24 protein-coding genes and 1 pseudogene are annotated in these 25,794 nt (G+C 56.4%); 13 read left to right on the forward strand and 12 right to left on the reverse strand.

The features are described 5' to 3' along the window. Window positions 1-16: 16 nt before the first annotated feature. The 4 genes from Pla52o_RS21215 to Pla52o_RS21230 form a co-directional block, all read right to left on the reverse strand. Window positions 17-1,213, reverse strand: a complete 1,197-nt coding sequence (locus Pla52o_RS21215) for a nucleoside monophosphate kinase (RefSeq protein WP_146596647.1) — start codon at window positions 1,211-1,213, stop codon at window positions 17-19. Window positions 1,214-1,316: 103 nt separating this feature from the next. Beyond that, window positions 1,317-1,850 (reverse strand): hypothetical protein, encoded by a 534-nt coding sequence (locus Pla52o_RS21220; RefSeq protein ID WP_146596648.1) that lies wholly within the window; start codon window positions 1,848-1,850, stop codon window positions 1,317-1,319. A 31-nt stretch (window positions 1,851-1,881) separates the two neighbouring features. Then, window positions 1,882-2,487, reverse strand: coding sequence for a hypothetical protein (locus Pla52o_RS27095; RefSeq protein ID WP_197169432.1), 606 nt, complete (start codon window positions 2,485-2,487; stop codon window positions 1,882-1,884). Between the two features lie 347 nt (window positions 2,488-2,834). Next, window positions 2,835-4,184: a TlpA disulfide reductase family protein gene (locus Pla52o_RS21230; protein ID WP_146596649.1), complete on the reverse strand. Its 1,350-nt coding sequence runs from the start codon at window positions 4,182-4,184 to the stop codon at window positions 2,835-2,837. A gap of 441 nt (window positions 4,185-4,625) precedes the next feature. Here Pla52o_RS21230 and Pla52o_RS21235 point away from each other — a divergent pair, with 441 nt between their 5' ends. The 3 genes from Pla52o_RS21235 (at window position 4,626) to Pla52o_RS21245 (ending at window position 5,895) form a co-directional block, all read left to right on the forward strand. After that, window positions 4,626-5,030 carry an HU family DNA-binding protein gene (locus Pla52o_RS21235; RefSeq protein WP_146596650.1) on the forward strand — a complete coding sequence of 135 codons (405 nt, stop codon included), beginning with the start codon at window positions 4,626-4,628 and terminating at the stop codon, window positions 5,028-5,030. Window positions 5,031-5,083: 53 nt separating this feature from the next. After that, the gene (locus Pla52o_RS21240) at window positions 5,084-5,302 is read left to right on the forward strand and encodes a hypothetical protein (protein WP_146596651.1); all 219 of its coding nucleotides are present in this window, start codon (window positions 5,084-5,086) and stop codon (window positions 5,300-5,302) included. An 80-nt stretch (window positions 5,303-5,382) separates the two neighbouring features. Continuing rightward, window positions 5,383-5,895, forward strand: coding sequence for a DUF4430 domain-containing protein (locus tag Pla52o_RS21245; protein ID WP_197169411.1), 513 nt, complete (start codon window positions 5,383-5,385; stop codon window positions 5,893-5,895). A gap of 208 nt (window positions 5,896-6,103) precedes the next feature. Here the strand turns inward: Pla52o_RS21245 and coaD are convergent, their stop codons facing one another. Continuing rightward, window positions 6,104-6,601, reverse strand: coding sequence for a pantetheine-phosphate adenylyltransferase (gene coaD / locus Pla52o_RS21250; protein WP_146596653.1), 498 nt, complete (start codon window positions 6,599-6,601; stop codon window positions 6,104-6,106). Window positions 6,602-6,650: 49 nt separating this feature from the next. After that, window positions 6,651-7,829: an aminotransferase class V-fold PLP-dependent enzyme gene (locus Pla52o_RS21255; RefSeq protein WP_231612536.1), complete on the reverse strand. Its 1,179-nt coding sequence runs from the start codon at window positions 7,827-7,829 to the stop codon at window positions 6,651-6,653. A gap of 240 nt (window positions 7,830-8,069) precedes the next feature. Here Pla52o_RS21255 and Pla52o_RS21260 point away from each other — a divergent pair, with 240 nt between their 5' ends. The 4 genes and pseudogenes from Pla52o_RS21260 to Pla52o_RS21275 all read left to right on the forward strand — a co-directional run. Then, window positions 8,070-8,273 (forward strand): hypothetical protein, encoded by a 204-nt coding sequence (locus Pla52o_RS21260; protein WP_146596654.1) that lies wholly within the window; start codon window positions 8,070-8,072, stop codon window positions 8,271-8,273. Between the two features lie 373 nt (window positions 8,274-8,646). Next, window positions 8,647-9,477 carry a glycerophosphodiester phosphodiesterase gene (locus Pla52o_RS21265; RefSeq protein ID WP_146596655.1) on the forward strand — a complete coding sequence of 277 codons (831 nt, stop codon included), beginning with the start codon at window positions 8,647-8,649 and terminating at the stop codon, window positions 9,475-9,477. Between the two features lie 105 nt (window positions 9,478-9,582). Then, window positions 9,583-9,903 (forward strand): hypothetical protein, encoded by a 321-nt coding sequence (locus tag Pla52o_RS21270; RefSeq protein ID WP_231612537.1) that lies wholly within the window; start codon window positions 9,583-9,585, stop codon window positions 9,901-9,903. Next, window positions 9,861-10,790 (forward strand): annotated as a pseudogene (locus Pla52o_RS21275) (ISAzo13 family transposase); the annotation flags it as partial. The gene Pla52o_RS21270 and the pseudogene Pla52o_RS21275, both read left to right, overlap by 43 nt. Before the next feature lie 260 nt (window positions 10,791-11,050). Here the strand turns inward: Pla52o_RS21275 and fmt are convergent. Both fmt and def read right to left on the reverse strand, forming a co-directional pair. Next, the gene (gene fmt, locus Pla52o_RS21280) at window positions 11,051-12,010 is read right to left on the reverse strand and encodes a methionyl-tRNA formyltransferase (protein WP_146596657.1); all 960 of its coding nucleotides are present in this window, start codon (window positions 12,008-12,010) and stop codon (window positions 11,051-11,053) included. Continuing rightward, on the reverse strand, window positions 12,003-12,587 hold the full coding sequence (def, locus tag Pla52o_RS21285; protein WP_146596658.1) for a peptide deformylase: 585 nt from the start codon (window positions 12,585-12,587) through the stop codon (window positions 12,003-12,005). The genes fmt and def overlap by 8 nt, the downstream gene beginning before the upstream one ends. Before the next feature lie 184 nt (window positions 12,588-12,771). Between def and mch the strand changes: the two genes are divergently transcribed. From mch to Pla52o_RS21300, 3 genes are read left to right on the forward strand one after another with little or no spacing between them, the layout of a single operon-like run. Continuing rightward, window positions 12,772-13,719 (forward strand): methenyltetrahydromethanopterin cyclohydrolase, encoded by a 948-nt coding sequence (mch, locus tag Pla52o_RS21290; RefSeq protein WP_146596659.1) that lies wholly within the window; start codon window positions 12,772-12,774, stop codon window positions 13,717-13,719. Further along, window positions 13,716-14,729: an ATP-grasp domain-containing protein gene (locus tag Pla52o_RS21295; RefSeq protein WP_146596660.1), complete on the forward strand. Its 1,014-nt coding sequence runs from the start codon at window positions 13,716-13,718 to the stop codon at window positions 14,727-14,729. The genes mch and Pla52o_RS21295 overlap by 4 nt, the downstream gene beginning before the upstream one ends. After that, a complete protein-coding gene (locus Pla52o_RS21300) occupies window positions 14,714-16,423 on the forward strand; it encodes a fatty acid CoA ligase family protein (protein ID WP_146596661.1) in 1,710 nt (569 codons plus the stop codon). The genes Pla52o_RS21295 and Pla52o_RS21300 overlap by 16 nt, the downstream gene beginning before the upstream one ends. A gap of 168 nt (window positions 16,424-16,591) precedes the next feature. Here the strand turns inward: Pla52o_RS21300 and lysS are convergent, their stop codons facing one another. Next, a complete protein-coding gene (gene lysS / locus Pla52o_RS21305; protein ID WP_146596662.1) occupies window positions 16,592-18,187 on the reverse strand; it encodes a lysine--tRNA ligase in 1,596 nt (531 codons plus the stop codon). 176 nt (window positions 18,188-18,363) lie between these two features. Here lysS and Pla52o_RS21310 point away from each other — a divergent pair, with 176 nt between their 5' ends. Continuing rightward, entirely contained in the window at window positions 18,364-18,849 is a 486-nt protein-coding gene (locus Pla52o_RS21310) for a response regulator (protein WP_146596663.1), read from the forward strand. A gap of 274 nt (window positions 18,850-19,123) precedes the next feature. On the opposite strand, the gene Pla52o_RS21315 is transcribed toward Pla52o_RS21310, so the two are convergent. After that, complete coding sequence (locus Pla52o_RS21315; RefSeq protein ID WP_146596664.1) at window positions 19,124-20,401, reverse strand: anti-sigma factor family protein; 1,278 nt, start codon at window positions 20,399-20,401, stop codon at window positions 19,124-19,126. A 282-nt stretch (window positions 20,402-20,683) separates the two neighbouring features. On the opposite strand from Pla52o_RS21315, the gene Pla52o_RS21320 reads away from it, so the two are divergent. Beyond that, entirely contained in the window at window positions 20,684-21,517 is an 834-nt protein-coding gene (locus Pla52o_RS21320) for a class I SAM-dependent methyltransferase (RefSeq protein WP_390620912.1), read from the forward strand. Between the two features lie 79 nt (window positions 21,518-21,596). Continuing rightward, the gene (locus Pla52o_RS21325) at window positions 21,597-22,190 is read left to right on the forward strand and encodes a DNA-3-methyladenine glycosylase I (RefSeq protein WP_231612538.1); all 594 of its coding nucleotides are present in this window, start codon (window positions 21,597-21,599) and stop codon (window positions 22,188-22,190) included. A 4-nt stretch (window positions 22,191-22,194) separates the two neighbouring features. Here the strand turns inward: Pla52o_RS21325 and Pla52o_RS21330 are convergent, their stop codons facing one another. Further along, window positions 22,195-22,617, reverse strand: a complete 423-nt coding sequence (locus Pla52o_RS21330) for a hypothetical protein (RefSeq protein WP_146596665.1) — start codon at window positions 22,615-22,617, stop codon at window positions 22,195-22,197. 467 nt (window positions 22,618-23,084) lie between these two features. Next, entirely contained in the window at window positions 23,085-24,143 is a 1,059-nt protein-coding gene (locus Pla52o_RS21335; protein ID WP_197169412.1) for a DUF1559 family PulG-like putative transporter, read from the reverse strand. Window positions 24,144-25,794 lie beyond the last annotated feature (1,651 nt).

Genomic DNA, 25,794 nt, shown 5'->3' on the forward strand with positions numbered 1-25,794 from the left:
CAATGCAATCTCGCGGCTAACCTCGCCGGATTTCCGAGCCTTTGAAGCGAATCGCGACGCGATAGACCTTTTTCTGGCGACAATGGACTTCGCCGGTTTTCAGATCAAAGCGGACGGGAATTTCATCGCGTTGCAAGTCGACGCTGGCATGAAAACCCCGCTCGGAAAACACGTCAATCAACATCTTCAATGCCAACGAACTCTCGAGCACCGGGTCTTCGGAGTTGATGCAGCAGTAGCCTGAAATGGCATGACGCAACACAATCGGCATCATCTTGACTTCGATAAACTCGATCACTCGGTGAAACAATTCACTGTGCTCGATTTCATAACCATCCAAACGGCTGACCAAATCGCGACGCGCGTGCATCACGATATCGCTCGCCACCGGAATATGGTTCAGAGCATTAAAGGTCCGCGGATCGAGCTCAAGCGAACTTTGATACTCCAACTCTCGCAAAATATTCTCTTGCACCACATCAAGAGGTGCCTGAGCGTTGATAAAGTGAAAGTGGAAAATCTGCTTCAACGAGACCAGTGCATCGTACGTCTGCTCTTTGAAAACGCGATATCGGTTTCGCGCCAACTCGACATCAAAATCGGTCGGCCGCTCTTCCCACATCGTCCCAATGCCGGTGCGGCGAACCTCTTCGTTATGCGCAAGTACTTGACGCCCACGCTGCAGTTGCCGTTCGATACTCTCGGACTCTTCGACAAACAACACCATGATATGAAAGTGGGGCTGTCTGAAATGAGCCGACATCGGGGTCTCGGCGAACTCACGCCGCATCGTCTTCATTTCATCGTGAAGCATCTTCAAACACTCGACTTGGACCTGGGTACGCGGATACCCATCGAGGATCGCCCCGGTTCGATGCTCCGGCTTCAAGAGCTCACGGAACAAGATGCTCACGACCTCACGATCTCCCACCATGCCACCGCGTGCCTTGATATCTTCCGCCTCAGGGCTGCTCAGCAATTGGCTGACGACGATCGGCTTGGAGGTGATGTCGCGGACCTTGCAAATAAAATCCGAGTTCGTTCCCTTGCCCGCCCCAGGAGCCCCACCTAACAAGATTAGCTCTCGGGGAAAGTGCAAGTTTTCGCGGCCGTAATCGGCTTCGAGGCGTCTCCATACCGAGTTAAAAATTAACTGGGCATCCTTTACTTCCAAGTCGGCTGGCTTGGTCTTAGGTTCGGGTGTTTCAGACAAGGAAGGACTCACAGTTCGATTCAGCGAGGAAGGGGGGAGAGGATCAACGCCCTAGGATAACTAGTTTGCCGAAGCGGTCACGGCCCCACCCAGCGAATCGTCGCTAACGCCGATAAATTGATTCGGCATTGATTTGGATCATGTTGATCGGCTCTTGATACTCAGCCACCCCTTTGACCACCACCGAATCCCCTTTCTTAACCCCCAGCATCGCCTGCGCATCCTGGGCGATCAATGCCCCCGACGGATCCACAAAGCGAACCACCACCTTGGGGGCATTTTTTAATTTTCGCTTACAAAATGGACAATTGTTCGCGTGATCGGGATCACCGGCAGCGTGTTCGGCATCCGGAAGTTCGGACAACACAAAGGTTGCCTTGCCCTTCTCAAACGGATCCAAATCGCCGGCATCAATCTTTCCCGCCAGCACGACTCCACCGGCCGCCGCCGCCGCGCCCCCCTCGGAGGTCACCGCTTCCTTAAACGCCGTTGGTGTGATCGCTCCCTCTGGCTCGATGGCCAGCAAATAGGAGGACGACACGGTGTCGACGGTGGACGACGTTGGATCGCCACAGCCCACCAGGGCTAGGCCCAGGATTGCCGTCAGAAATGTGGTGGCGTTGGTGGTGGAGGTCATCGATCGAATCCAAGTTTGAATCATTACGGTACTATTTCTTCGCAGCGTCGGCCAAATCCGACAGGGTTTTCACCGCCGCGTCCACCGATTTGGCGACCTCGGTGTACTCCTTGCCAGCCTCGCCCTTGGCATCATGGACACGCGCGTCAACCTCGCCGAACGAATCGAACAAAGTCTCAATCGCTTTCATGGCCTGCGATTTTTGATCCTCCGACATCGCTGACGCCTCGACGAGCGTTTCAATCCCTTCGAGTAGATGGCCGACTTCGTGCAAAGGCCCATCAGCTTCCTCGACATTCCCCGCGGCAAAGCCGTCACGAATCTTATCTCGCATCCCCGCGAGCATCGCGACAGCATCACTGTAATTTTTCGGCACCGCCACCTCGTCAAGATGGACTAGCGCGCCAGCATCAAGCCCAGCCTCTTTGGCATCGATCATCTTTGCATCGCCATGATCGTGCCCATGATCGTGACCACCCTCGTCGTGGCTATGCCCGTGATCATCGTCATGCCCATGGTCATCAGCGACAACTTCCACCGGAGCGGCTGGCGGCACCTCAGGCTTACTACACCCCGAAACGAACGCGAAGTAACCGACGGCGGCCATTGCAACCGAAAATTTGCCGAAGAGTCTCATGGATACACCTTATTGTGAGCTTAAAACGAGTGATTTGGGAGGGAACCGGATTTGATTTTACGCTTGATTCGACCAATCCGTTAGTACGTGTCCCGAGTGCGATCGGTTCACATCATGACAACAAGCTTTGAAGTTGCACGGTTGCATCTTTTCCCAGCAAATTGCAACCCGACGCGCAAACGAAGGACCGAAGCACGCAGCCCTCCACGGTGGGTCCCTCGCTGACGCGTCGGGCTGTGAAACCGATTGCGGCAATAATCATTCACGACTCGACAATCATTCACCACTCGACGCGTTGGCCGTTGGAACGCGAGCAATAGGGCAAAGGTTCAAACCAAGCGGGCGGGCTATTCCGACTGATCTTTCCCTTCCGCCTTATCCTTGGCTTCGGCTGCGTCGTTCGCTGCGGCCTCTTGCGCTGCGGCCTCTTGCGCTTCGAGCAATTCATCAAGATAACGTTGCAAACGGTCCTTGCGTCCTTCTTCGGCAAGTTCGACCGCCGCGGTCTGGGTTGCAATCGCCGCCGCTCGGTCACCGAGGGCCTGTTGCAAATGAGCAATGGTGTCCATCACAAACGGTTTCGATGCGCCCGTGTCATCGACAATCGCTTGCGTCTTTTTCAGTGCGGCACGAACCGTATCTTTGTCAGTAATTTTGCCGGCTTCAGCGTACCTCGCGATGGTCCAAGCCAGCCGATTGATGGCCTCAAAACCAAGCGATTCGTCCTTCAACAGACTCGCGACATAGGCCTTCAATTCATCGCTTCGCGACTCTTCGCCAGCCAGCACTTGTAACTTGACCATCTGCATTTGTGAGACGCGTGGCGCCAATTTCCCGGTGGCGATGTAATCGTCCAGGATCTGCAACGCCTTGTCCGTTTCCTTGCTCCGCATCGCTTTGACAAATGCCTGAAAAACCATGTCCGCATGTTGATCCTCTTTGAACTTTTCGGCAAACGCATCGCGATCCCAATCGTCATTGACGACCTTTGCCAACGGCTCATCAATCGACATGGGATGCCCGATCCACTCAATTTTCCCGCTCTTGCCAACTAGGAAGGCGCAAGGAATGCCATTCTGGCCAGACGCTTCCATATAGGATTTCGAGGTAGAGCGGTCAGGATCGGTCGTCAAGCAATAACTGCTCGTCAGCTCCTGATACGTTTGGGGCGCATCATCGCCCTCTTTGGCTCCAGGCACCTCGCGTTTGAGAAAGGCTTCAATCGTCGCCATCGGCTCGCTGCTAACGCTGATGATTTGAACATCGCGGTCCGCGTACTCCTTTTGCAACGCGACGATGTGAGGCATTGCGGCGATACAGGGACCGCACCATGTCGCCCAAAATTCAACGACATAGACCTTGTTGTTCTCGAACTTCGAGACGGGATCAAAGGCACCGTCCCCGTCATGAATCCAGTGCATGATGTCCAGCTCGGGCGCCACCGAACCGATCGTCAACGGCTCGATCGCTTGCTCGGCCTCCTCCCGCGTTGTGGCATCCTTTTCCGCTTCGCTATTCTTTTCGGCTTCGTTTTTCTGTTCGGGCTGCCCGTCACCTTGGCGGCTTGCCTCCACCTTGGTTATTTGCGGATTGGTTGAGCCGCCGGTCGGTTGGGCAGACTGAGCCCACAGGGGGGACGTGATCGCAACGGGAATGGCCAAGGAGACAGCAACGGCCCGAAAAATGAATCGCTTCATGGATGTGTTCGTCAGCTTGAGAAGTGAGGCAGGAGAGAGGACAGTTGTCGTAGGCAATTATAGCGGTCCCCCCAGCTCGAGACAGACGGATCGAGACAGACGGATCGAGATAGGCGGATCGAGATCGGCGGGACGATCGCTGGCCAGCACGTTGGGCATTTCCAAGGAGCCCGGCAATACGAGAATCTTGTACGAGTCTGACCCGCGAAGGCAATTTCGATCCTTTTATGCGGATTATGCCGTTTGGTTCAAGAATGACGGCTTTAACGACCGAAGATGCTTGAGTAGCAAACTGTGAGTTGAGCCCTTTGCGAAGATTCACGCCGGACTAGCTTGACGGCGTGCCAATCAGGACCTAGACTCCAAAAGCGTTTAAGTTGAAACTAGCAAAGGGTTTAGAGCGATTGCCTTAATGGCGATCGTTATCGCAGGGAGTCACGTGTGACCAAGAAAGACATCGTGCGAGCGATCTCGGAAGAGGTAGGACTGACTCAACAGCAGACGAAGGAAATTGTACAGAAGACATTTGACGCGATCGTCGATTGCTTGGTACGAGAACGGCGGATTGAGCTTCGAAACTTTGGGGTTTTCGAAGTCAAACCACGAGCCGCTCGCAAGGCCCGCAACCCACGAACCGGACAACAAGTCGAAGTTCCTAGCAAACACGTTGTGACGTTCAAGCCAGGAAAGTACATGGAAACCAAAGTCCACAATCTGGATGAGTCCGAAGCACCGAAGCCAGAAACCACTCAAACCGACGATTTAGCACAAGCCAGAGCTTCCCAGGCTCATATCGACCCGACCCCCAAACCAGATGCCCCGAGCGGCAAATGGGGCGAAGGTTAACCCAATATCACGCACACCCAATCTGACTTAGACCGTTCATGGAGGAACGTTCGATGCGACGAATCTTGCAACTCACCGTGCTGGCTGTAGTTTTGACCACCACGGTCGGCTGCTTTGTGCCGATCTACTCCGCTCGGCCAGAACGCCGTGTACAACAATTGCTGTACACTTCCGAAGACTTGCGTTCGCTCGTCGATGAATGGGAACGCTTCTGGTTCCTCGATTCGCCAAGCCATATGACTCCGATCCGAACGCACGGCGGAATTATGTAATCCCTTTTGCTTGGTCGGCTGCCTCGCTATCATCGCTAGGTATGACACCGATTAACAAAAAACAGTGGACACCCGGGCCGATGACACTTCGGTCGTTGATTTCGGCGCCGATGACAACGCGGCCTCGGTTCCGGGTCGCGAATCCTTTGATTGTGTTTGCCGTCCTGGGACTATCGCTGGCGGGTTGCCGTCCGAATGCTTCGGCCCCAAACGCTGCGGACTCGAATGCGCCGGGATCAAACGCCACCGACACCTCCCAAAGTGTCTCGGATGCGAGGTTGGCCGACGGCAAAGCCATTGACATCGTGGTGGTGATTCAAGCTCCAAACTCGAAACACGAATTCACCCTCTCGGGTGTCAAGTCAGGCGAGACCGTCGAAGCATTGATGCGTTCGATCGATGAGGTGCCCGTCGAGATCACCGGATCGGGGGTAACCGCCTTTGTCAACGAAATTGACGGGGTTTCGACCAGTGGATCCGAAGGGTGGACGTACAAGATCGATGGTGCTCACGCCGAACAAGGCATTGGCAGCACCACCTTGACCACTTCGGGGACGATCACATGGACTTTCGGATCCTACGAAAAACAGTAATTCCCCACACGCAGCGTCAGCTTGCGTACGTAGCGCGCAGTGCGGTTCACGGCGCCGTAGTTTGGCGCACAGGCCAGCTTGGCGCACAGGCTAGTTTGGCGCACAGGCTAGTTTGGCGCACGGGCTAGTCCGGCGCACGGGCCAACACGCTGCCTAGGCGAGTTTCGCCGCGCCCGCCAACTTCGCCGCGCCCGCCAATCACACCGGCTTAGGATCGCAGCTTGCCTCTCAATTCAGCAATGATTTTGAGGGGAACAAACTTGGCGAGCTGCTCATCATCGTCACTGAGCGATGCGATCTGCTTCAACAGCGAGCTGCTGATATGAGCAAACCGCTCATCCGCCATCAAAAACACGGTTTCGATACCGGGATCCAACTGATGGTTTGCCATCATCATGGTGAATTCCCCTGCCGTATCGGTCAGCGGTCGGATGCCTCGGACCATGATATTGGCATCCACGCTACGGACAAAGTCAACCGCCAGACCGCTGAAGACTTTGACACTCACATTAGGAAAATCGTGAGTCACCGTTTCCAGCAAAGCGACTCGCTCGTGAGGTTCAAACAGCGGTTTTTTGTCGGCATTCACACCGATTCCGATGATCAGCTTGTCAAACAAACGCGCGGCGCGCTCGATCACGTGTAGATGGCCCAAGGTGACGGGGTCAAACGATCCCGTGTAGACGGCGGTATGGGGTTGTGGCATCAGATCCAATTTCCGTGGTTTTAACTCGATAATTTCAACTGAAGGGATGTCAACAAAAGGACCGTGCCACCGCGACCAAACGCTGGAGATCGTCTTCGTTGTTGTAGGCGTGAACACTCGCGCGAACTCCGCTTCCGCGACAACTCAGCACGACATGCTCGTCGAGTCCTCGACTGCGAATTTGTGCCGGCTCGACTCCGCGGAGCGAAAAATTAACGATCCCGCTACGATGCTTGGGATCGACCGCCAACGAAGTGGTCGCTCCCAATTGACGGAGCATTCCATCGAGTTGAGTGGCCAAGGCGACCACGCGATCGCCGATTGCCGATTCGCCATGACACTCATTCACGGCCAAGAACATTTCCAAGCTCGCCGACAATCCACCGAGCCCGACCATGTTTGCCGACCCCGCTTCAAAACGGGCCGCTTCGTCGCGAAGGTCAAGCTTGGGGTCATTGTAATTGTACGAATTTTTGACGCTCCCCCAGCCCACGTTGCCCACCCGGATTTTGTCTAAATGCTCGGAGCGGATCATGGCAACCCCCGCACCTTCGGGGCCAAGCAACCACTTATGCCCATCGGCCGCTAGAAAATCGACGGGCACCTTTTGGAGGTCCAACGGGAACATCCCAAGCCCCTGAATCGCATCCAGAAAGACGAGGATTCCACGCCGATGTGCCGCTTCGACCAGCTCCGCCACATCAAGCCGAAACCCACTGGCGTAACCAACCCAGCTGGCCGCAACCATCCGTGTCGACGCGTCGGCTGCGTCCATCAGATCGCCGACACCGACTTCGTCCGCAGCCCGGCGAGGGACAACGCGAACCTCAACCCCTCGTGCCTGCTGATTCAACCAAGGGAACAAATTGCTGGGAAATTCCCCTGCGGGGACCACAATATTGTCCCCCGGTTGCCACGCCCAACCCTCGGCAACCCAATTGATGCCGGTCGACGTATTGGGAACTAAACCGATCTCCGCAGGGGTGCAATTCAGTAATTTTGCCGTGTCCTGCCTCAACTTTTCTTTCCGGGCGGCCCAAGACGGCCACACGGTATCCCCCAGCTTGGACGCCTGATCCAGGAACCCTGACATCGTCTCAAAGGCCGCAAGACTGAGCGGACCGACCGCAGCATGGTCAAAATAGGCCCATTTTTCGGTAATCGGCATCTGACTTCGCCACCACGCCCAAGGATCCGCTAGGATTGCCTGGCGCCATTGTGAAGTCATCGAATCCTCCAATTCACACGGAGAGTTCAAAATTCTTCCCTTAGTTCCTTCATTTTCTGTCGCCACAGTCCCTATCCTCCGATTAACCTGCAGAGAAGATTTTTTCATTTCGCAAACGTTAATTTAGCTAGTAGGCATAGGTCTGGGGAACATGGCGAAGAGCAACTATACTTTGATTCGCATCCCCCGACCCCCGTTCTCTAGAACCCTCTTCTCTATGCTCCATTCACGAGGTTATTGATGCCCAAGGCTCTCTGCTTGATCAGCCTTGTGGCCTCGATCCTGATCCTAGTTCTGTTCCTTGCCGATGCCGTAATGGGTCTGATAGGAATGCATGAAGTCGCACCTTTGCGATCCGCTAGCATGTTGATGGACTTCACGTTCATCGTCATCGGCGGCATCATGATCTATTTGAGTTGGACGACCTATCGCGAACAGCGATAAGGCTTCCTGAGCTGAAAACCGCTGCCCCCTCAAGCCCTTGGGGTCAATGTCCACGCCTGCGCGAATTCTCATGCGACGGTGGCGTGCTTCCCCCCATTCCGTAGCGTGCCCGGCCTACGACGCCCCCATACCGTAGCCATGCCAAATCGGTTTGCTGGCAACGCCCCCCGCGGTGGTAGCGTGCCCCGCGTATGATCGCAATCAATGACTGGGTCCCCCGGGGCCTCATGCTCGCAATTCACGGCGGTTGCGAGCATTCCGTCAAGGCAGACGGAAACCAAGCGAAACCTTCACAAAACGTTCAACTCGATTCGTTAAGATACAGCGTCGATTCCAACTGATACCTTGCTCACCCGATGAGAGGCCCCTCACCATGCCGTCGCGTCTGATCCCGTTTTTCGCATTACTTGTCTCGTTCTCCGTATCTAACCTGGCGATTTCTCAAATGATCGTCGGACACCGCGGAGCCTCATACGACGCGCCTGAAAACACATTGGCAGCATTTCAACTCGCCTGGGATCAGAATGCTGATGGAATCGAAGGCGACTTCTACCTCACCCGCGATGCGAAAATCGTCTGCATTCACGACCGCGACACAAAACGCACCACCGGCGCCAACCTGCGTGTCGAAGACTCGACGTTAGCGGAACTTCGCAAACTCGATGCAGGGCAGTGGAAAGATCCGAAATGGGACAGTGAACGAATCCCTACCTTTGCCGAAGTATTGCAAACGGTTCCCGAGGGCCGCACCTTTGTCATCGAGATCAAAAGCGATCGCAAACTGGTTCCGCATCTAAAAACGGAACTCGATCGACTCGACCACTCGAAAATCAAACTGCTGATCATCTGCTTTGATGAACACGTGATCGCCGATTGCAAGCGTTTGCTTCCCGAAGTCAAAGCACACTGGTTAACCGGATTTAAACAAAACAAGGACACCCAAGCGTGGAGTCCGACGGCGGATCATATCAGCAAAGTCGTCAAACGATCTGGTGCCGATGGTGTCGGAATGCAGGGTCAAACCCGCGTGATCAATGCCGATTTCATCGACTCACTGAAACAAAACGAATGCGATGAATTTCATGTCTGGACGATCAATTCGGCTACGGATGCTAAGTTCTTTGCATCGTTAGGCGCATTCGGAATCACGACCGATCGCCCGGCCATGATCCGTGATGCGTTAGAACCGGTGGCATCACGTTAAACAGGTGGGTAGAAGTCATTTGGCAACACTCGTTTAGGCACTGTTCGGAAATAACTTCGTGGAATCGGCTATCATGTTGAAAGACTCAATTTACGGAGGTTTTCAATGGAAGGCTATGCAAAAGACGTTGAATTGCAAATGCGTCATTTTTTTGATTCCTTGAGCGAGAAAGATCGGCGGCGGTACGCGGCAGTTGAAGCTGCCAAACTTGGACACGGCGGGGTGACTTACTTGGCTGGATTGTTCGGTTGCCATCCCGACACGATCCGGCAGGGTAGAGCGGATGTCGAAAATCTCCCTGCGGATGCGGCCGAGTCTCGCATTCGAAAAAGGGGGGCGGTCGCCGCAATGCTAGCTGCTCAAAACCAGGGCTCGTCGATGCCGTTCGCGATGAACTTCAAACCGAAACTGCAGGATCGCCGGTGAGCGTCGGCACGATCTGGACGGCATTGCCGCTACGTCGACTCGCTGAGCGATTGCTCGGACGAGGCTTTAAGGTTTCCGCAAGCACGCTCGACGTCATACTCCGTGAATCCCTTCGGCTGGGGCGTCGCAAGGCCCGAAAGCAAATGCCGCTGGGACACAGCAAAGATCGGCAACCGCAGTTTGAAAAACTCGCGAAACTTCGTGCCGAGTATATAGCCAAAGGCTGGCCGATCATCAGTATTGACACGAAAAAGAAGGAGTTGCTGGGACGCTACGCCCATGACGGGCGAGCTTGGACCGACGGTCAACTGCAAGCGTTTGACCATGACTTCGGCTCTTACTCCGAAGGCAAAGCGATTCCCTACGGCGTTTACGATACCGTTCGCAACGAAGCTTTTGTTTATCTTGCCACTGGCAGCGACACCGGCGAACTGGCTGTCGATGCGATTCGGCGTTGGTGGTATCGCCTCGGGCGGCAGTCCTATGACGGCGTAGGTGGAATGTTGGTACTGGCCGATTGCGGAGGCAGCAACGGCTACAGAGTGACTCTATTCCGAGAGCGATTGACTTGGCTCGCCAATCGATTGCAGATTCCAATCCGTGTGGCACACCTGCCTCCGTACTGCTCAAAATACAACCCAATTGACCATTGGCTGTTCTGCCATCTAAGCCGTGCTCTGCGCGGTCGGTTCTGTGAATCGATCGAGTGGATGCAACTATTATTTTCAGAAGTGACAACGACAACCGGTCTTTCCGTAGTTGCCGAACTGGCTCGCAAAGTCTACCAATCCGGGTGCAAAGCGAGCATAGTTTTTCGACAATGTGAAGCGACGATTCGTGATGAAATCCTAGGCAAATACAATTACGTATTTCCAGTCAGCAAATGACGAAGTTATTTCCGAACAGTGCCTTAACGGCAAGCCGAAGGAGACTGCTGTTTACGGAGTGCACTGACACCTGCATCCCTGCTTCGTGTTTTGTCAAAGGTGAATTCATAGGGTAGTGGACGAGGCCACGAGTCCCACACATGTGGGCAACCACAGGGACTCGTGGCCTCGTCCACTACGGTCAAACCCTAATTGCATTTTAATTTGATGTAGCTCGTGTCGCTCTTGCGGTGGACCGCGTTCTTGCGAACGCAGCTACGTCAAGTTTTGGGTTGATGTCCACGTAAAAACTCTGCGGCCGCCATTTCTCGCTTTCCGGCGGGCTGCAAACGAGAAATTTGCACCCACTTGTCTTGCGCTGCGACTTTGAACCCTTCCTCGTCGACCAAAATCGTTCCTGGCGTCACCGCATCGGCAACCTCGCCCAGCGACTGAACTTGCTTGACCGCAACACGGATCGGTTCGTCCTTTCCGACCACAGAAACGAAAAAGTAGGCGATCGGCCATGGTTGCATGCCGCGAACATGGCAATCGATCATGCGTGCGGTCTGGTCCCAATTGATTTCGGCTTCGGCCTTGGAAAGCCGTGCGGCGCGAGTCACTTTGGCGGGATCTTGCGGGGCGCCCAGCTCGCTGGTGCGATCCCAAGTCGCCAGCTTCTGGACCGCCTCGAGGGTCGCATCGACGCCGAGCTGTGAAAGCCGATCTTCGAGCTCCCCAGCGGTTTCGTTGTCTTGGATCAGCGTTTGTCGTGTCGTCACGATCGGCCCTCCATCGAGCCTCGGTGTCATATGAATCACCGTAACGCCGGTGATCGCATCACCGCTGAGCAACGACCGTTGCACCGGAGCCGCACCACGATAGGCTGGCAACAACGATCCGTGCAAATTGATACCGCCTAGGGGCGCCGTCGCCAACGCAGCAGGTTTCAAAATTTGGCCGTAATCACAAACCACCAACAAGTCGGCATTCACCACTTGCAAACGGGCGACGGCCTCCGCGTCATTGATGCTGGGAGGATCAAACAATTCGAATTCATTCTCGATCGCCCATTGCCGCACCGGCGATGGCGGTGGGCCTTTACGGCTTTTCACGGGTGGTTGGGGGCGTGTTACCACCAACGCCATTTCGTGTCCCTCGGCGAACAAGGCTTGAAACGAAGGGACGGCAAAGGGGCCGGTGCCCATGGCGATGATTCGTAGCGGGGTTGCACTAGGCATATCGCTCTCTCCAGTGGTCCAAGCGAGCCAACAAGTCTGCATCCGAGGGAATCGCACCGGCGGATTGCTTGGACCGGAAATCGGTTTCAAGTTCCTCCAACGGCCCCGCGAACTCGCGACGCCCTTCATCGTTCATGCGATCAAAAAACAACACCCCGTCGAGATGATCGTTTTCATGCTGCAGGACGCGAGCTAAAAAGCCATCCACATTGCGTTCGATCGAGTTGCCCTGGATGTCATAGGCGCTCAAGCGGATCGCTTTGGGACGTTTCACTTGACCGAAGATGCCCGGCAAACTTAAACATCCCTCTTGCTCGGATTCGTTGCCGCGAGGCATCTGTAACTCAGGATTGATCAGCACCAACTCTTCGCCTTCGCCTTTGACTCCCGAAGGATTGGCGACGAACATGCGTAGCGGCAGATCGACTTGGTTGGCAGCTAACCCGACGCCTTGAGCACTGTACATGAGCTCAAGCATCTCGTCGGCCAAATCCTTTAGCGCCTGGTCGACACGTCGAATGGGAGCGCTGCGAACACGCAAAGTGGGGTGCGGATAGGGGATGATGCGAAGTGACATGAGCAAATGCGGGGGTGGACGCGAAGGGGAAAGAGCGTTTTGAATCTCTCGTTTTTGGGCCGGAGTACTACTCAAAGCATGATCGAAAAGAGGGCTTTTGGGCAGGGGACATTGCCGTCCGCGATGCGTGGCTCCCGAGACACGCCGACTAGACAAATCCGCTGGATTGGGTGACCATTTGGCGATGTTAAACCAACGAACCAGCGAATTTTTCACTCGCCTTGCCAGTGATCCTGATGCTCAGCGATGCCAGGTTTCGAAGATTGCCGGTGCGACCCTCTTGGACGCCGGAATCAAGACTCCGGGATCGCTGCGAGCCGGGATCAGTCTGGCGCGATTGTGCATGGCCGACTTGGCCGAGATTTCGATCACTCCCTGCGACCCGAGCGTGCTGGTTAGCAACAATGCGGTCTTTGTCCGCAGCGACGCCCCGCTACGTGCCTGCTTGGCAGCCCAATACGCTGGCTGGCCAGTGCAAACCGACGAATACTTTGCCATGGGCAGCGGGCCGATGCGAGCCGCTCGAGGACGCGAGCAAGCTCTGATCGAGTTGCAGCTCACCGAAACGGCCGAAACGGTCGTGGGGGTGCTCGAATCCGACCAACTGCCCGGCGCCGACGTGATTGGCTTGATTGCCGACCAGTGCGGCGTGGCGACAAACCGAGTCCAATTGGCCATCGCCCCGAGCACCTCCATCGCGGGCAGCGTTCAAGTGGTTGCTCGTGCCATCGAGACGGCGATGCATCAATTGCACGAACTCGAATTTGAAGTTCGCTCGATCGTTTCGGCGACCGGGCATGCTCCGTTGCCCCCAGTAGCCAAACCGGGCGACACGGTCGCCGGAATCGGACGCACCAACGACGCGGTGCTCTACGGAAGCACGGTCACGCTATGGGTCGATTGCGAGGACGAGCAAGTTGCGGCGGTCGCCGCGAATGTCCCCAGCAACACTTCGGCGGACTACGGCCAACCGTTTGCGACCACGTTCAAACAATACGACTACGACTTTTACAAGGTCGACCCGATGTTATTCAGTCCCGCGGTGGTGACGATCCATAATCTGCGCAGCGGTCGGACGTGGAACCACGGGCAAATCGCGACCGATGTGCTCCGCCGATCGTTTCTATCATGAGCGACAAACGCATTCTCGTGCTGGGATGCGGTCAAGGTTGGCATGCGAATCAATTGCGTGCGGCTGCCGATTCGCTCGGTTGCACGCTGCACTTTAGCGATTATGAATCGTTGTTCGCAGCGGTCCATTTGACGTCGCCCTCGGCCACCGACGGAGTCGACTTGGGGGTGGATGGATTCTCCGCCGATGCGTCCCCGCTGGCTGGCTTTGATGCCGTGTTGGCTCGCACGATGCCAGCCGGATCGCTGGAGAAGATCACCTTTCGTTTGGCGGTGTTGCACGCGGCGGCCGGCGATACGATCGCAAACGCTGCTCCGATTCCGGTGATCAATTCGCCACGGGGGATGGAAATCGCGATCGATAAATTTGCGACCCTCACTCATCTTCGCCGACTCGGTTATCCGGTCCCTGAGACGATCGTGGTTCAATCTCGCCCCGAAGCGATGGCGGCGTTCGAGCGACTCGGTGGCGATTGTGTCGTCAAGCCGATCTTTGGGGGCGAAGGACGTGGAGTGATGCGGATCCAAGATCCGCAACTCGCCTGGACCACGTTCTCGACCTTGCAACAACTCGATGCCGTACTTTACTTACAAGCGTTTGTTCGTCCGGGAGGGCGTGACACGCGGTTGTTGGTGATCGGCGAGCATGTCATCGCCGCACGCCGCGAAAACGCATTCGATTTCCGCACCAATCATGCTCACGGAGCCACGACCACCGCGATCCAGCCAACCGCCGAACAGGTCGCGATGGCCAAACGAATCACCACATCGATGGGATTGACGTTCGCCTCGGTGGATTTGATCGATTGCGCGGACGCCCCCCCGCGATTGCTCGAAGTGAACGCGGTCCCGGGGTGGAAAGGGATGCAACAAGTTTGCACTCCGAACATCGCTTCGTTGGTAATCCAAACGCTGCTTCATGGTTGTCACTCTGAACCGGTTGATCCGAATTTACGCGAAGTCCAAACTCCGCTTTCCCAATGCGAGACTACGTCATGCCCCAGCAAGTGAACGATGGCAACGTCGCGTCGAGACTGCGAATCATCCGCACGTTGTCGCCCGGCGGAATCGCAATCGCCGAGCCCAGCGGTCCGCCGCGTTCCGATGGAATGCGCGAATATAATCTGACCACCTTTGAAAACCTTGATCGCCGCAGTGACGAAATTGCTCGCGGCTTGATCGAGTGGGGCGTCAAACCAGGCATGCGTTTGGCGATGCTGGTTCCGTTCGGTGCCCCGTTCATCGAAATCGTTTTCGGATTGCTCAAGGCGGGGGTGGTCGCGATCTTGATCGACCCAGGCATCGGGCGCAAACACTTAGTGAAATGCTTGAGTGAGTCACAACCCGATGGCTTTGTCGGCATCCCCAAGGCGCAGATGATTCGCAGCGTACTGCGTCGTCGGTTCCCGCAAGCGAAGTGGAACGTCACCGTTGGGAAACGATGGCTGTGGGGCGGGCAAACGCTTGAGCAAGTGGTGAACTCGGGTAGGGAAGCCAACGAGGATATCCTGCCTCGTGTCCAGCGTAGCGATGCCGCCGCGATCATTTTCACCACCGGCAGCACCGGACCGCCCAAGGGCGTGCTCTACACGCACGGTACCTTTCATGCTCAAATCGATCGCATTCGAGAGCGGTACGATATCCATCGCGGCTCGCGTGACTTGGCCTGTTTTCCGCTGTTCGGTTTGTTTGATGCGGTGATGGGCGTGACCACGATCATTCCCGACATGGACCCCACGCGTCCGGCCGATGTGAATCCCCAACGTTTGATCGAAGCGGCCAACCAATGGGAGGTCGATCAAGCATTTGGCTCCCCGGCACTTTGGAATACCGTCGTCCGTTGGTGTGAAGCGAATCAAGTCAAACAACCCTTTCCGACGCTCCGCCGAGTGCTGTCGGCCGGAGCGCCCGTGCCTGCGGAAACACTGCAAAAGCTCCGCGGACTGCTCGACCCCGAAGTCAATATCGTCACCCCTTACGGAGCCACCGAAGCGCTGCCGATCGCCTCGATCGAATCGCGTGAGGTGATTGCCGAAACGGGGCCGGCGGCGGCCAAGGGCAAAGGCGTTTGCGTGGGAACTCGTTTCGAGGGAGTCCAGTGGCGCATCATCAAGATTGACGATGGCCCGATGACCCACATCGATCAAAGCGAGGAACTGCCGCAAGGAAAAATCGGCGAATTGATGGTCTCCGGCCCGATGGTAACAACCGAGTACGTCGTTCGGGCGGACCAGAACCCGATGCACAAAATCCAAGATGGCGAACGGGTTTGGCATCGCATGGGCGATGTCGGCTACTTGGACGCGCGCGATCGCTTTTGGTTTTGCGGACGCAAAACGCACCGCATCGAAACGGCCAATCGCCCACTATTCACAATCCCCTGTGAAGCGATCTTCAACACGCACCCACGCGTCTATCGCTCGGCGCTAGTCGGCCGCGGTGACCGACCCAATCAAACACCGGTCGTGATGATCGAGACGATCGAATGCCGCCAAAACAATGGCAAGCCGATCGCCGATGCCCAAAGTCTGCAAAAGGAGTTGTTGGAATTAGCCGCCCGCAATCCAATCACACGGCGGATCGAAGAGATCATCATTCGCCGTACACCGCTGCCAGTCGACATCCGGCACAACAGCAAGATTTTCCGCGAGCGGTTAGCTGAGGAATTGCGAACCGAAACAAGGATTCAACCCTCCCGGGAGTGAGAGGGTCGGTCGCGGGTCGCGGCCGGGGAGGGCAGGTGACCCTGAACTTGCACGCTCCGTTTCGAACACTCCCAAGACCCCACGCCGAGCTTGCTAAACGCTCACTCTTCACCTCCCCCAAAACAAGTTTCGGGGAGGTAAAGTTGGCTGTGGCCGAAGCGACTTTTGCTACGACGGTTCGTTCGTCTCAGGACGGAGCACGGGAAACAAGATCACGTCGCGAATCGATCGTTGCCCGGTTAGCAACATCACCAAGCGGTCGATGCCGATTCCGAGTCCGCCGGCGGGCGGCATCGCATAGCGAAGTGCACGAACAAAATCGTGGTCCATCTTCGCCATCGAATCCTCTTCTTGCTGACCTTGCAATTGAGTCTCGAACAACTCTTGCTGCAAATCGGGATCGTTCAACTCCGTGTAAGCGTTGGCAACCTCCATCCCCAACACAAACAATTCAAAGCGTTCGGCGATCTCGGGTTGATCCCGTTTGCGTTTGGTCAATGGACAAATACTGGCCGGATAGTCGATGACAAAGATCGGGCCATCGAGCGAGTCCTCGACCTTCTCTTCGAAGATCTCGTTGCGGATCACATCCGGGTGCTTGCCCTCGGTGGTCAACTTTAGCTTCTTCGCATACGCGATGACGCCATCGTCGTCGCCGGGATCGATTCCGGTCGCACGTTGGAACAACTCGGCATAGGTGGCGCGTTGGAAGGGCGGCGTAAAGTCGACCATGCTGCCATTGAATTCGCGTTGGAAATTGCCGCCGGTGGCTCGAATCGCATCGGCGATCAAACGCTCGGTCAAATCCATCATCGTTTCGTAATCGCCGTACGCCTGGTACAGCTCGATCATCGTAAACTCAGGGTTGTGGCGTGGGCTGAGTCCTTCATTGCGGTAAACTCGCCCCATTTCGTAGACGCGTTCCATGCCCCCGACCATCAGTCGTTTGAGATGTAACTCTAGCGCGATCCGCATGTAGAGTTTCATATCGAGGGCATTGTGATGCGTCATGAAGGGACGCGCCGCCGCTCCGCCTGGGATCGTGTGCAACGTGGGGCCTTCGACTTCGCAAAACCCGTCCTGATCCAACGTTTGGCGAATCGACTTGATGATCTTAGTACGGTTCATGAACGTCTCGATCACGCCGTCGTTGAAGGCGAGGTCGGCGTATCGCATCCGTTGACGCAGATCGGGGTTGGTCAAACCAGCGTGCTTTTCAGGTGCTGGCTCGAGCATTTTGGTCAAGAAGAACAGTTTTTCGGCAAACACTGTCAACTCACCCGTGTTGGTCCGGCCGAGTCGTCCTTCGGCCCCCACCAAGTCACCCAAGTCGAACAATTTGGCCAGCTCAAAATCCTCTTCGCCGACTTGATTCTTGCCAATAAAGATTTGGATATTTCCCGACCAGTCCTTCAAGTTGAGAAAGATCAACTTGCCGGTCGGCCGCGCCAACATGATCCGGCCGGCGACGCGGACCTTCGGCCCCACTTCTTCCCCAGGGCCGTTGTCGGTTTTCCATTGACGGTAATCCACGTCCCCCGCGTCGAAGTCGGGCAACTCCAGCGTTTTGCCGTCCTTGGTCACAAATTTGACGTCGCCGGCGAGTTCACGGCATTTGGAAACCAACAAACGATCGTCAAATCGGCTGCCGTAGGGATCGATACCACGCTCGATCAGCTGATTCAGTTTATTTCGGCGAGCCACGCGGGGGTCAGTGCCGTCTTCGCCGGAAGCGTTTTGTGAGGGATCGGGTGTTTGATTCATCAGGGGTTCAACGGGGTCAGGTCAAATGAGGGATGGCCATCGAAAGCGATCGACTTGTCGAGAATTGTCGGTACGAATCGAGTTTTACGCAACCATGAGAGCGATCTTGATTCGCAAGGGGTAATCTCGGTATTGCTAAGTTCGACAATCCGCTACTCCATACTTAACGGACACCCATGCACGGACCCGATTTTCGCCACGACTTGCCGTCGCAAACGCGTCAAAAACAAGCGTCGATCGTCGTGGTGGACCCGAGCCCCCTCTCGTTGATCGCCACGGCGGGAGTCATGCACTCTCAGGGCTACGACTGCATTTGTGCCCGCACGGCTGATTCGGCGCTCGAAGCCCTGCAAATGGGAACCCAAGATTTGGTGCTCTGGGACGTGGCCGATGACGCCGCCGCGGTCTTGGAAGCGATCGATCGAATGCGAACGATCCAGGGCTATGAACAACTCTCGGTCGTGATGGTGGCCGAAAGTCGCTGGGCAGGTCTGGAAAAGAAGGCCGAAGTGATGCAGGTGCCGACGCGATGCCTGTTCAAACCGGTTGACCCCAATTCATTGTTAGCGGTGGTCGATCACCTGCTTTGGATGCCCTCGCTGGTCTCGGCCCACCGACGACGTGGCAGCAAACCAAGCCGATTGGGATGGGTCACGCTCTAGCGAGGCTCCTTCCTGGCCGCTTTGAGCTAGGCCGGATATTTCCTAACCCGAAGGGCAACCCAGGGAATATCACTCTTCACTCGGTCCCTGGCTGACGCGTCGGGTTATGATTTCGATGGCGCGACGGACTCAAAGAAAGCGGAAGCTGTGATCGACTCCCACGCGTGAACGTTGTCATTGCCCGGTAGTCGTCATTGCCCGGTAGTCGTCTTGCCCGGTAAGCGAACACAGCAGGTCACGGCACTTCCGACCACCGCTCTTTAACGGACAATCATCAGCGGACAATCATCAAAACTCGTCCGACAATGTCCGACGCGGTGGATGCCGACGCATCATCCCCGCTAGCGGTGACGGCCATCGACGCTGTCGAACGGTCTAACCGCACATACGCGCGATCACTTAGATGACTCGCCAAGGCACTTGTTCCGTTTGCACCCGCATCAAGCTGCCACGACGTGGAATGCTTTACGGTGGTGGGATCGACTTCACGAAGCGATTGAATCATGCCTACCAACGGAGGATCGTTTGCAATCGTCATACTGACCGATTCGATCCCTTGTTCATCGGCGATCAAACGCAAGATGAATTGGTCCAATCGTTTCGCCGGGGCTTCCAAGTACAAGACGCTGGCGGAGTTTGCAGCCACCTCGTCGGCACTGCCCTGCTTGGCAAAGCGAACCACGTTTTCATCGATCGATTTGCGACTGGCCGAATCAATCCCAGTCGCTTCCATCGCCGTCTCGACGGCATGGGTATTGCGTCCATCCATCGTGCGGTGAACCTCGAGTACCAACACCGCTTTAATCGCAACCACATCGGCTGGCGGCGGAGATGGCTCGACCGATTTCAGCGCGGACGTTGGCGGCGAAACGGCGGGGCCCATGGCGACCTTCATCTCGGCGTCATTGCTCCCCCTGGCCTCAGCCACGGACTCGATCGCGGCGGGTGCTTCTCGACGTGCCGAAGCCACCGGCGCATCCATCGTCGGATCCGTTTGGGAAGCGGCGAAGCGCGGCGTTTCGTGAAGCGTTGTCGGATCGATGGACACGGCATCGCCTGGGGTCGCGTCTCGCGCTGCGACCGCCGGATCAGTGGCCAATTCAGCCATCCGATCGCGAGCGGGGTCCACTGCGGCAACGGGGTCCCCTTGGGGATCAGGACGAGTGGCGAAAAAGGCGAGTGCCAACGAGGCTGCGATGGCGGCCAACGGGGCCACCACGCGCCACACCGAAGCCCGCGGACGCGTGACCATCGGACTGGGTTGCTCCGACAATCGCATGACCGGATGATCGTCACTCAAACCTTCGGCGCGTCCGCGAGCGACCGTGGCTTCAATCACCGATTGGGCGAAATTTGCAGGCAACTTTACGTCGCGATCCTGATTTCGGATCTGTTGCAACGTTTGACGAATTTGTTTTAATTGCTCGAGTTCACTGGCGACGCTGGCATCTTCACGCAGCATCTGTTCGACACGAGTGCGTTCATCCGCACTCAGCGCGTCGTCCATGTACGCGCTCAGCAGTGAATCGAGGATATCTTTGGGTACAGACATAATTCTTTGACCGTAAATCTTAGCGGGCTTTGAAAGTCTTCCTGGCTTTCCATATCCGATCCGATGCTCCGCGGGCAAGCAAAGTTCCCCTTGGGGTGCCAAAAACCTAGCAAAACGACACCTCTAGTGCACGTAACACCACCTCCCTCGCAACCCCAACCGCCAAGCTGAGCGGGGGCTCTTGTCCACTCCCCCAGCTCGTCGCGTCCTCCGCGAACGAGGCTCGCTGCCCTTATTCTCAGCTCTCCCACGCCCCACCGCCACCTTTGCGACCCCCTAACGATGCAAAACGACGAGATTCTTCGCACCAACCGCCGCGTTTACGATGCCATGGCCGACGCGGGCAATCCGTTGTGCCAACCCGCAAAAGACAGCGAATTGGCCAATCCGATGGCGACGATCGACCCGTCAGGCTGGCTCGGCAACTCGATCAAAGGGCTGCGGGTGTTGTGCCTTGCCGCCGGTGGCGGTCGACAAAGTTCACTCTATGCCGCAGCGGGAGCCACGGTGACGGTCGTCGATTTGAGTCGAGCGATGCTCGAATTGGACCGAAACGTGGCTGCCGAACGCAATCTATCCTTGCGGATCATTGAAACGTCAATGGATGACCTGTCGATGCTAAACGTCGCTGAATTTGATCTCGTCACCCAGCCCGTCAGCACTTGTTACGTCCCAAAAATCTCGACCGTTTTTGCGCAGGTGGCCCGCGTGCTGCGACCGGGAGGACTGTACATCAGCCAACATAAAACCCCGACCAGTCTGCAAACGAGCACCGATACCGTTGCCGATGGTACGTACCGGCTGCTGCATCCCTATTACCGCGACACTCCGGTACCGCCTCCGAAATCGGCCTCGGCGGCGGCAGGGCGGTTACGAGAAACCGGAGCGGTCGAGTTCCTACACCGCTGGGAACAAATCGTCGGCGGAATGTGCCGCGCCGGATTTTCAATCGAAGATCTCGTCGAACCGGTGCATGCGAAACGCGATGCCGCAGTGGGCACATTTGCCCATCGAGCTCAATTCGTTGCGCCCTATGTTCGCATCAAAGCCCGCCGGCAATCCTCAAGCAACGACACGCCGCAGACCGCCGCGAGCAAATTGTGGATTCCTCAGTAAGCTCCCTCTCCGCACCCGAACCTCCCATCGACGAAAGTCTCTTCGCGTGTCAGAACCAAATCCCAAATCCTTGTCGCCTGTGAAATCAACTTCATCCGAATCGTTGTTGCGCGGCGACGATGGCGTGATGCGATGTTGGTGGTGCGGAAGCGATCCGATGTACGTGGCGTATCATGACAACGAATGGGGAGTTCCGGTCACCGACGACGTCCGGTTGTTTGAAAAAATCTGTCTCGAAGGATTCCAAGCTGGGCTTAGCTGGTTGACGATCCTACGAAAGCGAGACGCCTTTCGCGAAGCGTTTGCCGCATTCGACTTCAAGCGGGTGGCAAACTTCAAGCCACATCATGTCGACAAACTGATGCTCAATGCAGGGATTGTGCGGCATCGCGGCAAGATTGAATCGACGATCAACAATGCCAACCGCGCCATCGAACTGAGCAACGAATTTGGGTCGCTGTCCAACTACGTTTGGCGATTCGCCCCCCCGCATTCGGCGGCAAAACGATCACGTGCGGACGTGGCAGCCACCAGCGCTGAATCGAGCGCGATGAGCAAGGATCTGAAACGACGTGGATGGAGTTTCGTTGGCCCAACGACATGTTATGCCTTCATGCAATCGATGGGATTGGTGAACGACCATTTGCAAGGTTGCCACCGCTACACCGCTTAGCCGGTTACGAGCCCGCACGTGGCAGGGCGGCGATCTCCTGGGCTCCCAAATCCTTGACTTCACCGGTGCTAAGCAGCACCCAGCCGCCGCTTTTGTCGGCGTCGGCTTGCATCGCCACGATTGCGGTCGTGGCCGCAGAGGCATCGATGCTAGCCCCCGGAAAATAGACGATGGTTCCGTTCTGAATCAACGCGCCGGCCGCTGGGAATGCCACGTCATGCTGAGCGAAATCAGCTGTTTTTTTGGGCAAGGGTCGGCCTTCCTCCTGAACCGCGTTGAGCAAGTTAGCCAAATCGAGCAAACCGTCGCGCGCCTCCGGCGTCCCCGCAGTGCCGCCGTCGGTGGCGGACTCCGACGAACACCCCGGTACAAAACTCAACACCACCACGCTCAAACCGACCAAACTTAACAGTCTTAAATTTTTCATAAAACGATTCACCAATAAAGAGTGTCGATTGGCGAATGGGTCGCCAACCTTGTCGGACGCATAAGGGATTGGACGCACAAGGGATTCGTGTCTCAGCGACGATTCGCTGCCCAGACGATTCGCTGCCCAGACGATTCAGTGGGCGAAGCCAGATTTTTACAATCGCGAATTTTTCACCACTCGCGGCATCCGCGTTCATAACCGCGTTCATAACCCGAAACGCAAGCGAGGGAAGCTCACTTGTGACGCGGCCTCTCGCTGAGGTTTGGGTTGGGATTTCCTTGGAAAAACGGCTATCACGCAACTTCGGTGGCGTGAGACGTGGACCGGAGCGTGCGGCTCCGGCCGCGCCGAACAGCGGACCGAAAACCAAACATCGTGTGGACACTCACGCATCCCCGCCCACGCGTTTACGTGGGCAGGGCATTGCGAGCGACTTGGGTGCAAGCGGATGTTCGTCAAGCGATTTAGTTGACCTCGATGACTTCCGCACCGGCGCGGCTGCCAATCGCTTGCCAAGTCGCAAAATCGATGCTGTCCGTGTACATCGTCACCGAACCATCGGCCCGACAGACCAGGGCGCCGCCGGGATGGTAGCTCGATGCCGCCTTGTGCAAAGTCGTGTATCCAGTTCCACCGCAGTTGTATCGCTGTTTCGTCGCATCCTGGTTGCGGCGATTCCAATTGATTGGCAGCGTGTGGCTGTACACGACATTAAAACTGATCGCGCGATAATATTGCTGACCGGCATAACGAATCGCTGTCCCGCCACCACTGAGGCATTGCGGATAATTGCGACCGTCACGAAGCTCCGCTGTGGTGGGCGTGCCCGAAAAGAACATCGTCGTATTGTCCGTCGTCGTGGCGTTGAAGGCCAAGGTGGATAGCATCACTTCGGCGAACAATGCGGTATTGCTTGTCCCGTCGATGATCTCCGACATCTTGGGGCCTTTCATGACTTCACCAGCGGAGGGATAGGGTTTGGCGAAAATGCCATCCAAGTCCGCGATACCACCGCGGTAGTTGGCCCCCCCAATGCAACCTTGATAGCTCTGTCGGCCCGCCCCGTAATAATTGATCGACGAGACTTCCGACGGACACAAAAAGGTAGGCACGTCCATCGCTCGCGCCGCCGCATTGGCTCCCGTCAACGCGGGAATGCTTGTATGGATCGGCGTGTCGCTGTTGGTGTTGTAATCCAAGTTGAACAGATCGTACTTACTGCCCTGTTCAAAGTACGGCATCATGTACACCTGGAAGGGAGCTTCCGAAGTTTTCGTCACCTTTGTCCCGTTGGTTTCCGTGAAAACCTTGGTGTGTTGGGTGGGGGGAAAATATCGGAAAGCGCTCTCGAAGTTATGGGCGGCCAAGCCCAGTTGCTTCAGGTTGTTGGAACATTGCATCCGCCGTGCGGCTTCCCGAGCGGCCTGCACCGCCGGCAACAGAAGGCCCACCAGCACTCCAATGATCGCAATCACGACGAGCAATTCAACCAGCGTGAAGCCAGCACGGTTACGTTGTCTCAAACACATAAGGTTCATAGGAACCGCCCCTCAAATCAAATAGGAAGAAAATAAAAGAACTGAATACTGCGGTGATCCTCGCAACATCTCAGGAGCAAACCAGGAGTGCGATTGCCACGCGTCGCTGCCCCGAAGGGGGCGTAGAACTCTCGGAACTCTCGAACCGAATCGTCATCCGGCGTGTGGCATGCAACGACAACTGTCCCCCTATTGGCTGTCCCCGTACTGCCTCACCACAAGCAAGAGCGAAGGCTTCGCGCGTGAGATATTATTCAGCCGTTTTCCGCAGTCAAGGACTTAGAACAAGCCGGTGAGCGGAAAGTTCCACTCAGCCCACGGACATCCCCATTTCCCGGCGGTTCCGGCTGCCCCCGTCAGCATCGGCCTTGAACCCAGGCAATTGAATGGGGTGATCTCCGAGGTCAGCATTTACACCCACAAATTGCCACTCCGCCGCGATTTTTGCGGGCTCGGCGTCCCCGCTGCGACGAGCTGAAACGCCCCCCGTTCACGGAGTCGTCCATCCCCTTTTATCGCTTCCAAAAATGGATCGTTATGAAACGCATCTGGACAGGCTGGTTGTCGTTTCCAAACTGTCCAACAACCATCAGCCACCTCCCCGCTCGGTGGTAACGAGACTCCACTCAGCGGCAAAAAAGAGGAGGTGATCGGCTGCGGCATCATCAGCCCCCTCGGTTGTTGCCGGCGATCGCGGCAGCCCCGTTCCACCCCATGCGTTCTCTCGGCGCCCCCACCCCATCGCTGTGACGGGCAACCTGCAACCACGGGACAATCCGCGTCAACGAGCCAACGAGCCAGTCCGCCGGTCGGACCAACCGGGCGGTCGGGCGGCCGGGCGGGCACTAACCCATGCGTCCGACCTTGCCGCGGCGCGGTTTGCTTCCGATGACTCGACGCTGCGTAGATCCGCTGCGACCAGAGTAGTGCTTCATCCCGAATTGAATTTAGGGTAACCGAACTCGTCAAGAGCTTCGGATTGCTCGGCAAATGCAACGCCAGTCTTGACGACTTCCGCGACGTCCAACCCAAGGTGTTAATCGGGATGAAGCACTAAGCAGGCAGGCAGGAATGATTGGGCGAAATCCCATTAGCCGCTTGGACGCTAGCCCCGGTTGAACGTAGGAACCGTGGCTCGTGTTTTGTTACAGCCCGAGGTTAGGGTAGTGGACCAGGCGACGAGCGGTTGATGACCCGCAAATACGATTACGCCGGAGGCGTCCGCAGACATTAGCCGGCGGTCGAGCGAAGCGAAAACCGCCGGAAACAGATCAAAACCTAAACGTCGCCCCCGAAGGTGGTCGGAGATCCATCACCAAGGATTCTACAACAGGAGGCGACGAGTCCCTTACCTACCACGAATCCCAGGGACTCGTTGCCTCGTCCACAACGGTCAAACCCTACTTTTTAGCTGTGACAAAGCACTCACGCCAAAACGGCTAATTTGCCGAACGACTCCTGCCTACATGCTTAGCCGCGTGACCCGAAAAGTAGACACACCTCTTCAGGGCGAACCTTAGGACGAAGCAATCCAGTGGCAACCGATCATCGTGATCGATGGAGAGACGGCCCGCACGGCTGCCGCCAGGCGAGTCGCATGCTGCCGCCGGGAGAGTTGCGTTTCACCCGCGCATAA

The organism is Novipirellula galeiformis (assembly GCF_007860095.1).
Lineage (GTDB): Bacteria > Planctomycetota > Planctomycetia > Pirellulales > Pirellulaceae > Novipirellula > Novipirellula galeiformis.

Excerpts from the sequence above, each read along its gene's own strand:
- Pla52o_RS21220 (WP_146596648.1), bottom strand. The coding sequence starts at position 1,850 with ATGACCTCCACCACCAACGCCACCACATTTCTGACGGCAATCCTGGGC.
- Pla52o_RS27095 (WP_197169432.1), bottom strand. The coding sequence starts at position 2,487 with ATGAGACTCTTCGGCAAATTTTCGGTTGCAATGGCCGCCGTCGGTTAC.
- Pla52o_RS21230 (WP_146596649.1), bottom strand. The coding sequence starts at position 4,184 with ATGAAGCGATTCATTTTTCGGGCCGTTGCTGTCTCCTTGGCCATTCCC.
- Pla52o_RS21240 (WP_146596651.1), top strand. The coding sequence starts at position 5,084 with ATGCGACGAATCTTGCAACTCACCGTGCTGGCTGTAGTTTTGACCACC.
- Pla52o_RS21245 (WP_197169411.1), top strand. The coding sequence starts at position 5,383 with ATGACACTTCGGTCGTTGATTTCGGCGCCGATGACAACGCGGCCTCGG.
- coaD (WP_146596653.1), bottom strand. The coding sequence starts at position 6,601 with ATGCCACAACCCCATACCGCCGTCTACACGGGATCGTTTGACCCCGTC.
- Pla52o_RS21255 (WP_231612536.1), bottom strand. The coding sequence starts at position 7,829 with ATGACTTCACAATGGCGCCAGGCAATCCTAGCGGATCCTTGGGCGTGG.
- Pla52o_RS21260 (WP_146596654.1), top strand. The coding sequence starts at position 8,070 with ATGCCCAAGGCTCTCTGCTTGATCAGCCTTGTGGCCTCGATCCTGATC.
- Pla52o_RS21265 (WP_146596655.1), top strand. The coding sequence starts at position 8,647 with ATGCCGTCGCGTCTGATCCCGTTTTTCGCATTACTTGTCTCGTTCTCC.
- Pla52o_RS21270 (WP_231612537.1), top strand. The coding sequence starts at position 9,583 with ATGGAAGGCTATGCAAAAGACGTTGAATTGCAAATGCGTCATTTTTTT.
- fmt (WP_146596657.1), bottom strand. The coding sequence starts at position 12,010 with ATGCCTAGTGCAACCCCGCTACGAATCATCGCCATGGGCACCGGCCCC.
- def (WP_146596658.1), bottom strand. The coding sequence starts at position 12,587 with ATGTCACTTCGCATCATCCCCTATCCGCACCCCACTTTGCGTGTTCGC.
- mch (WP_146596659.1), top strand. The coding sequence starts at position 12,772 with ATGTTAAACCAACGAACCAGCGAATTTTTCACTCGCCTTGCCAGTGAT.
- Pla52o_RS21295 (WP_146596660.1), top strand. The coding sequence starts at position 13,716 with ATGAGCGACAAACGCATTCTCGTGCTGGGATGCGGTCAAGGTTGGCAT.
- Pla52o_RS21300 (WP_146596661.1), top strand. The coding sequence starts at position 14,714 with ATGCCCCAGCAAGTGAACGATGGCAACGTCGCGTCGAGACTGCGAATC.
- lysS (WP_146596662.1), bottom strand. The coding sequence starts at position 18,187 with ATGAATCAAACACCCGATCCCTCACAAAACGCTTCCGGCGAAGACGGC.
- Pla52o_RS21310 (WP_146596663.1), top strand. The coding sequence starts at position 18,364 with ATGCACGGACCCGATTTTCGCCACGACTTGCCGTCGCAAACGCGTCAA.
- Pla52o_RS21315 (WP_146596664.1), bottom strand. The coding sequence starts at position 20,401 with ATGTCTGTACCCAAAGATATCCTCGATTCACTGCTGAGCGCGTACATG.
- Pla52o_RS21320 (WP_390620912.1), top strand. The coding sequence starts at position 20,684 with ATGCAAAACGACGAGATTCTTCGCACCAACCGCCGCGTTTACGATGCC.
- Pla52o_RS21330 (WP_146596665.1), bottom strand. The coding sequence starts at position 22,617 with ATGAAAAATTTAAGACTGTTAAGTTTGGTCGGTTTGAGCGTGGTGGTG.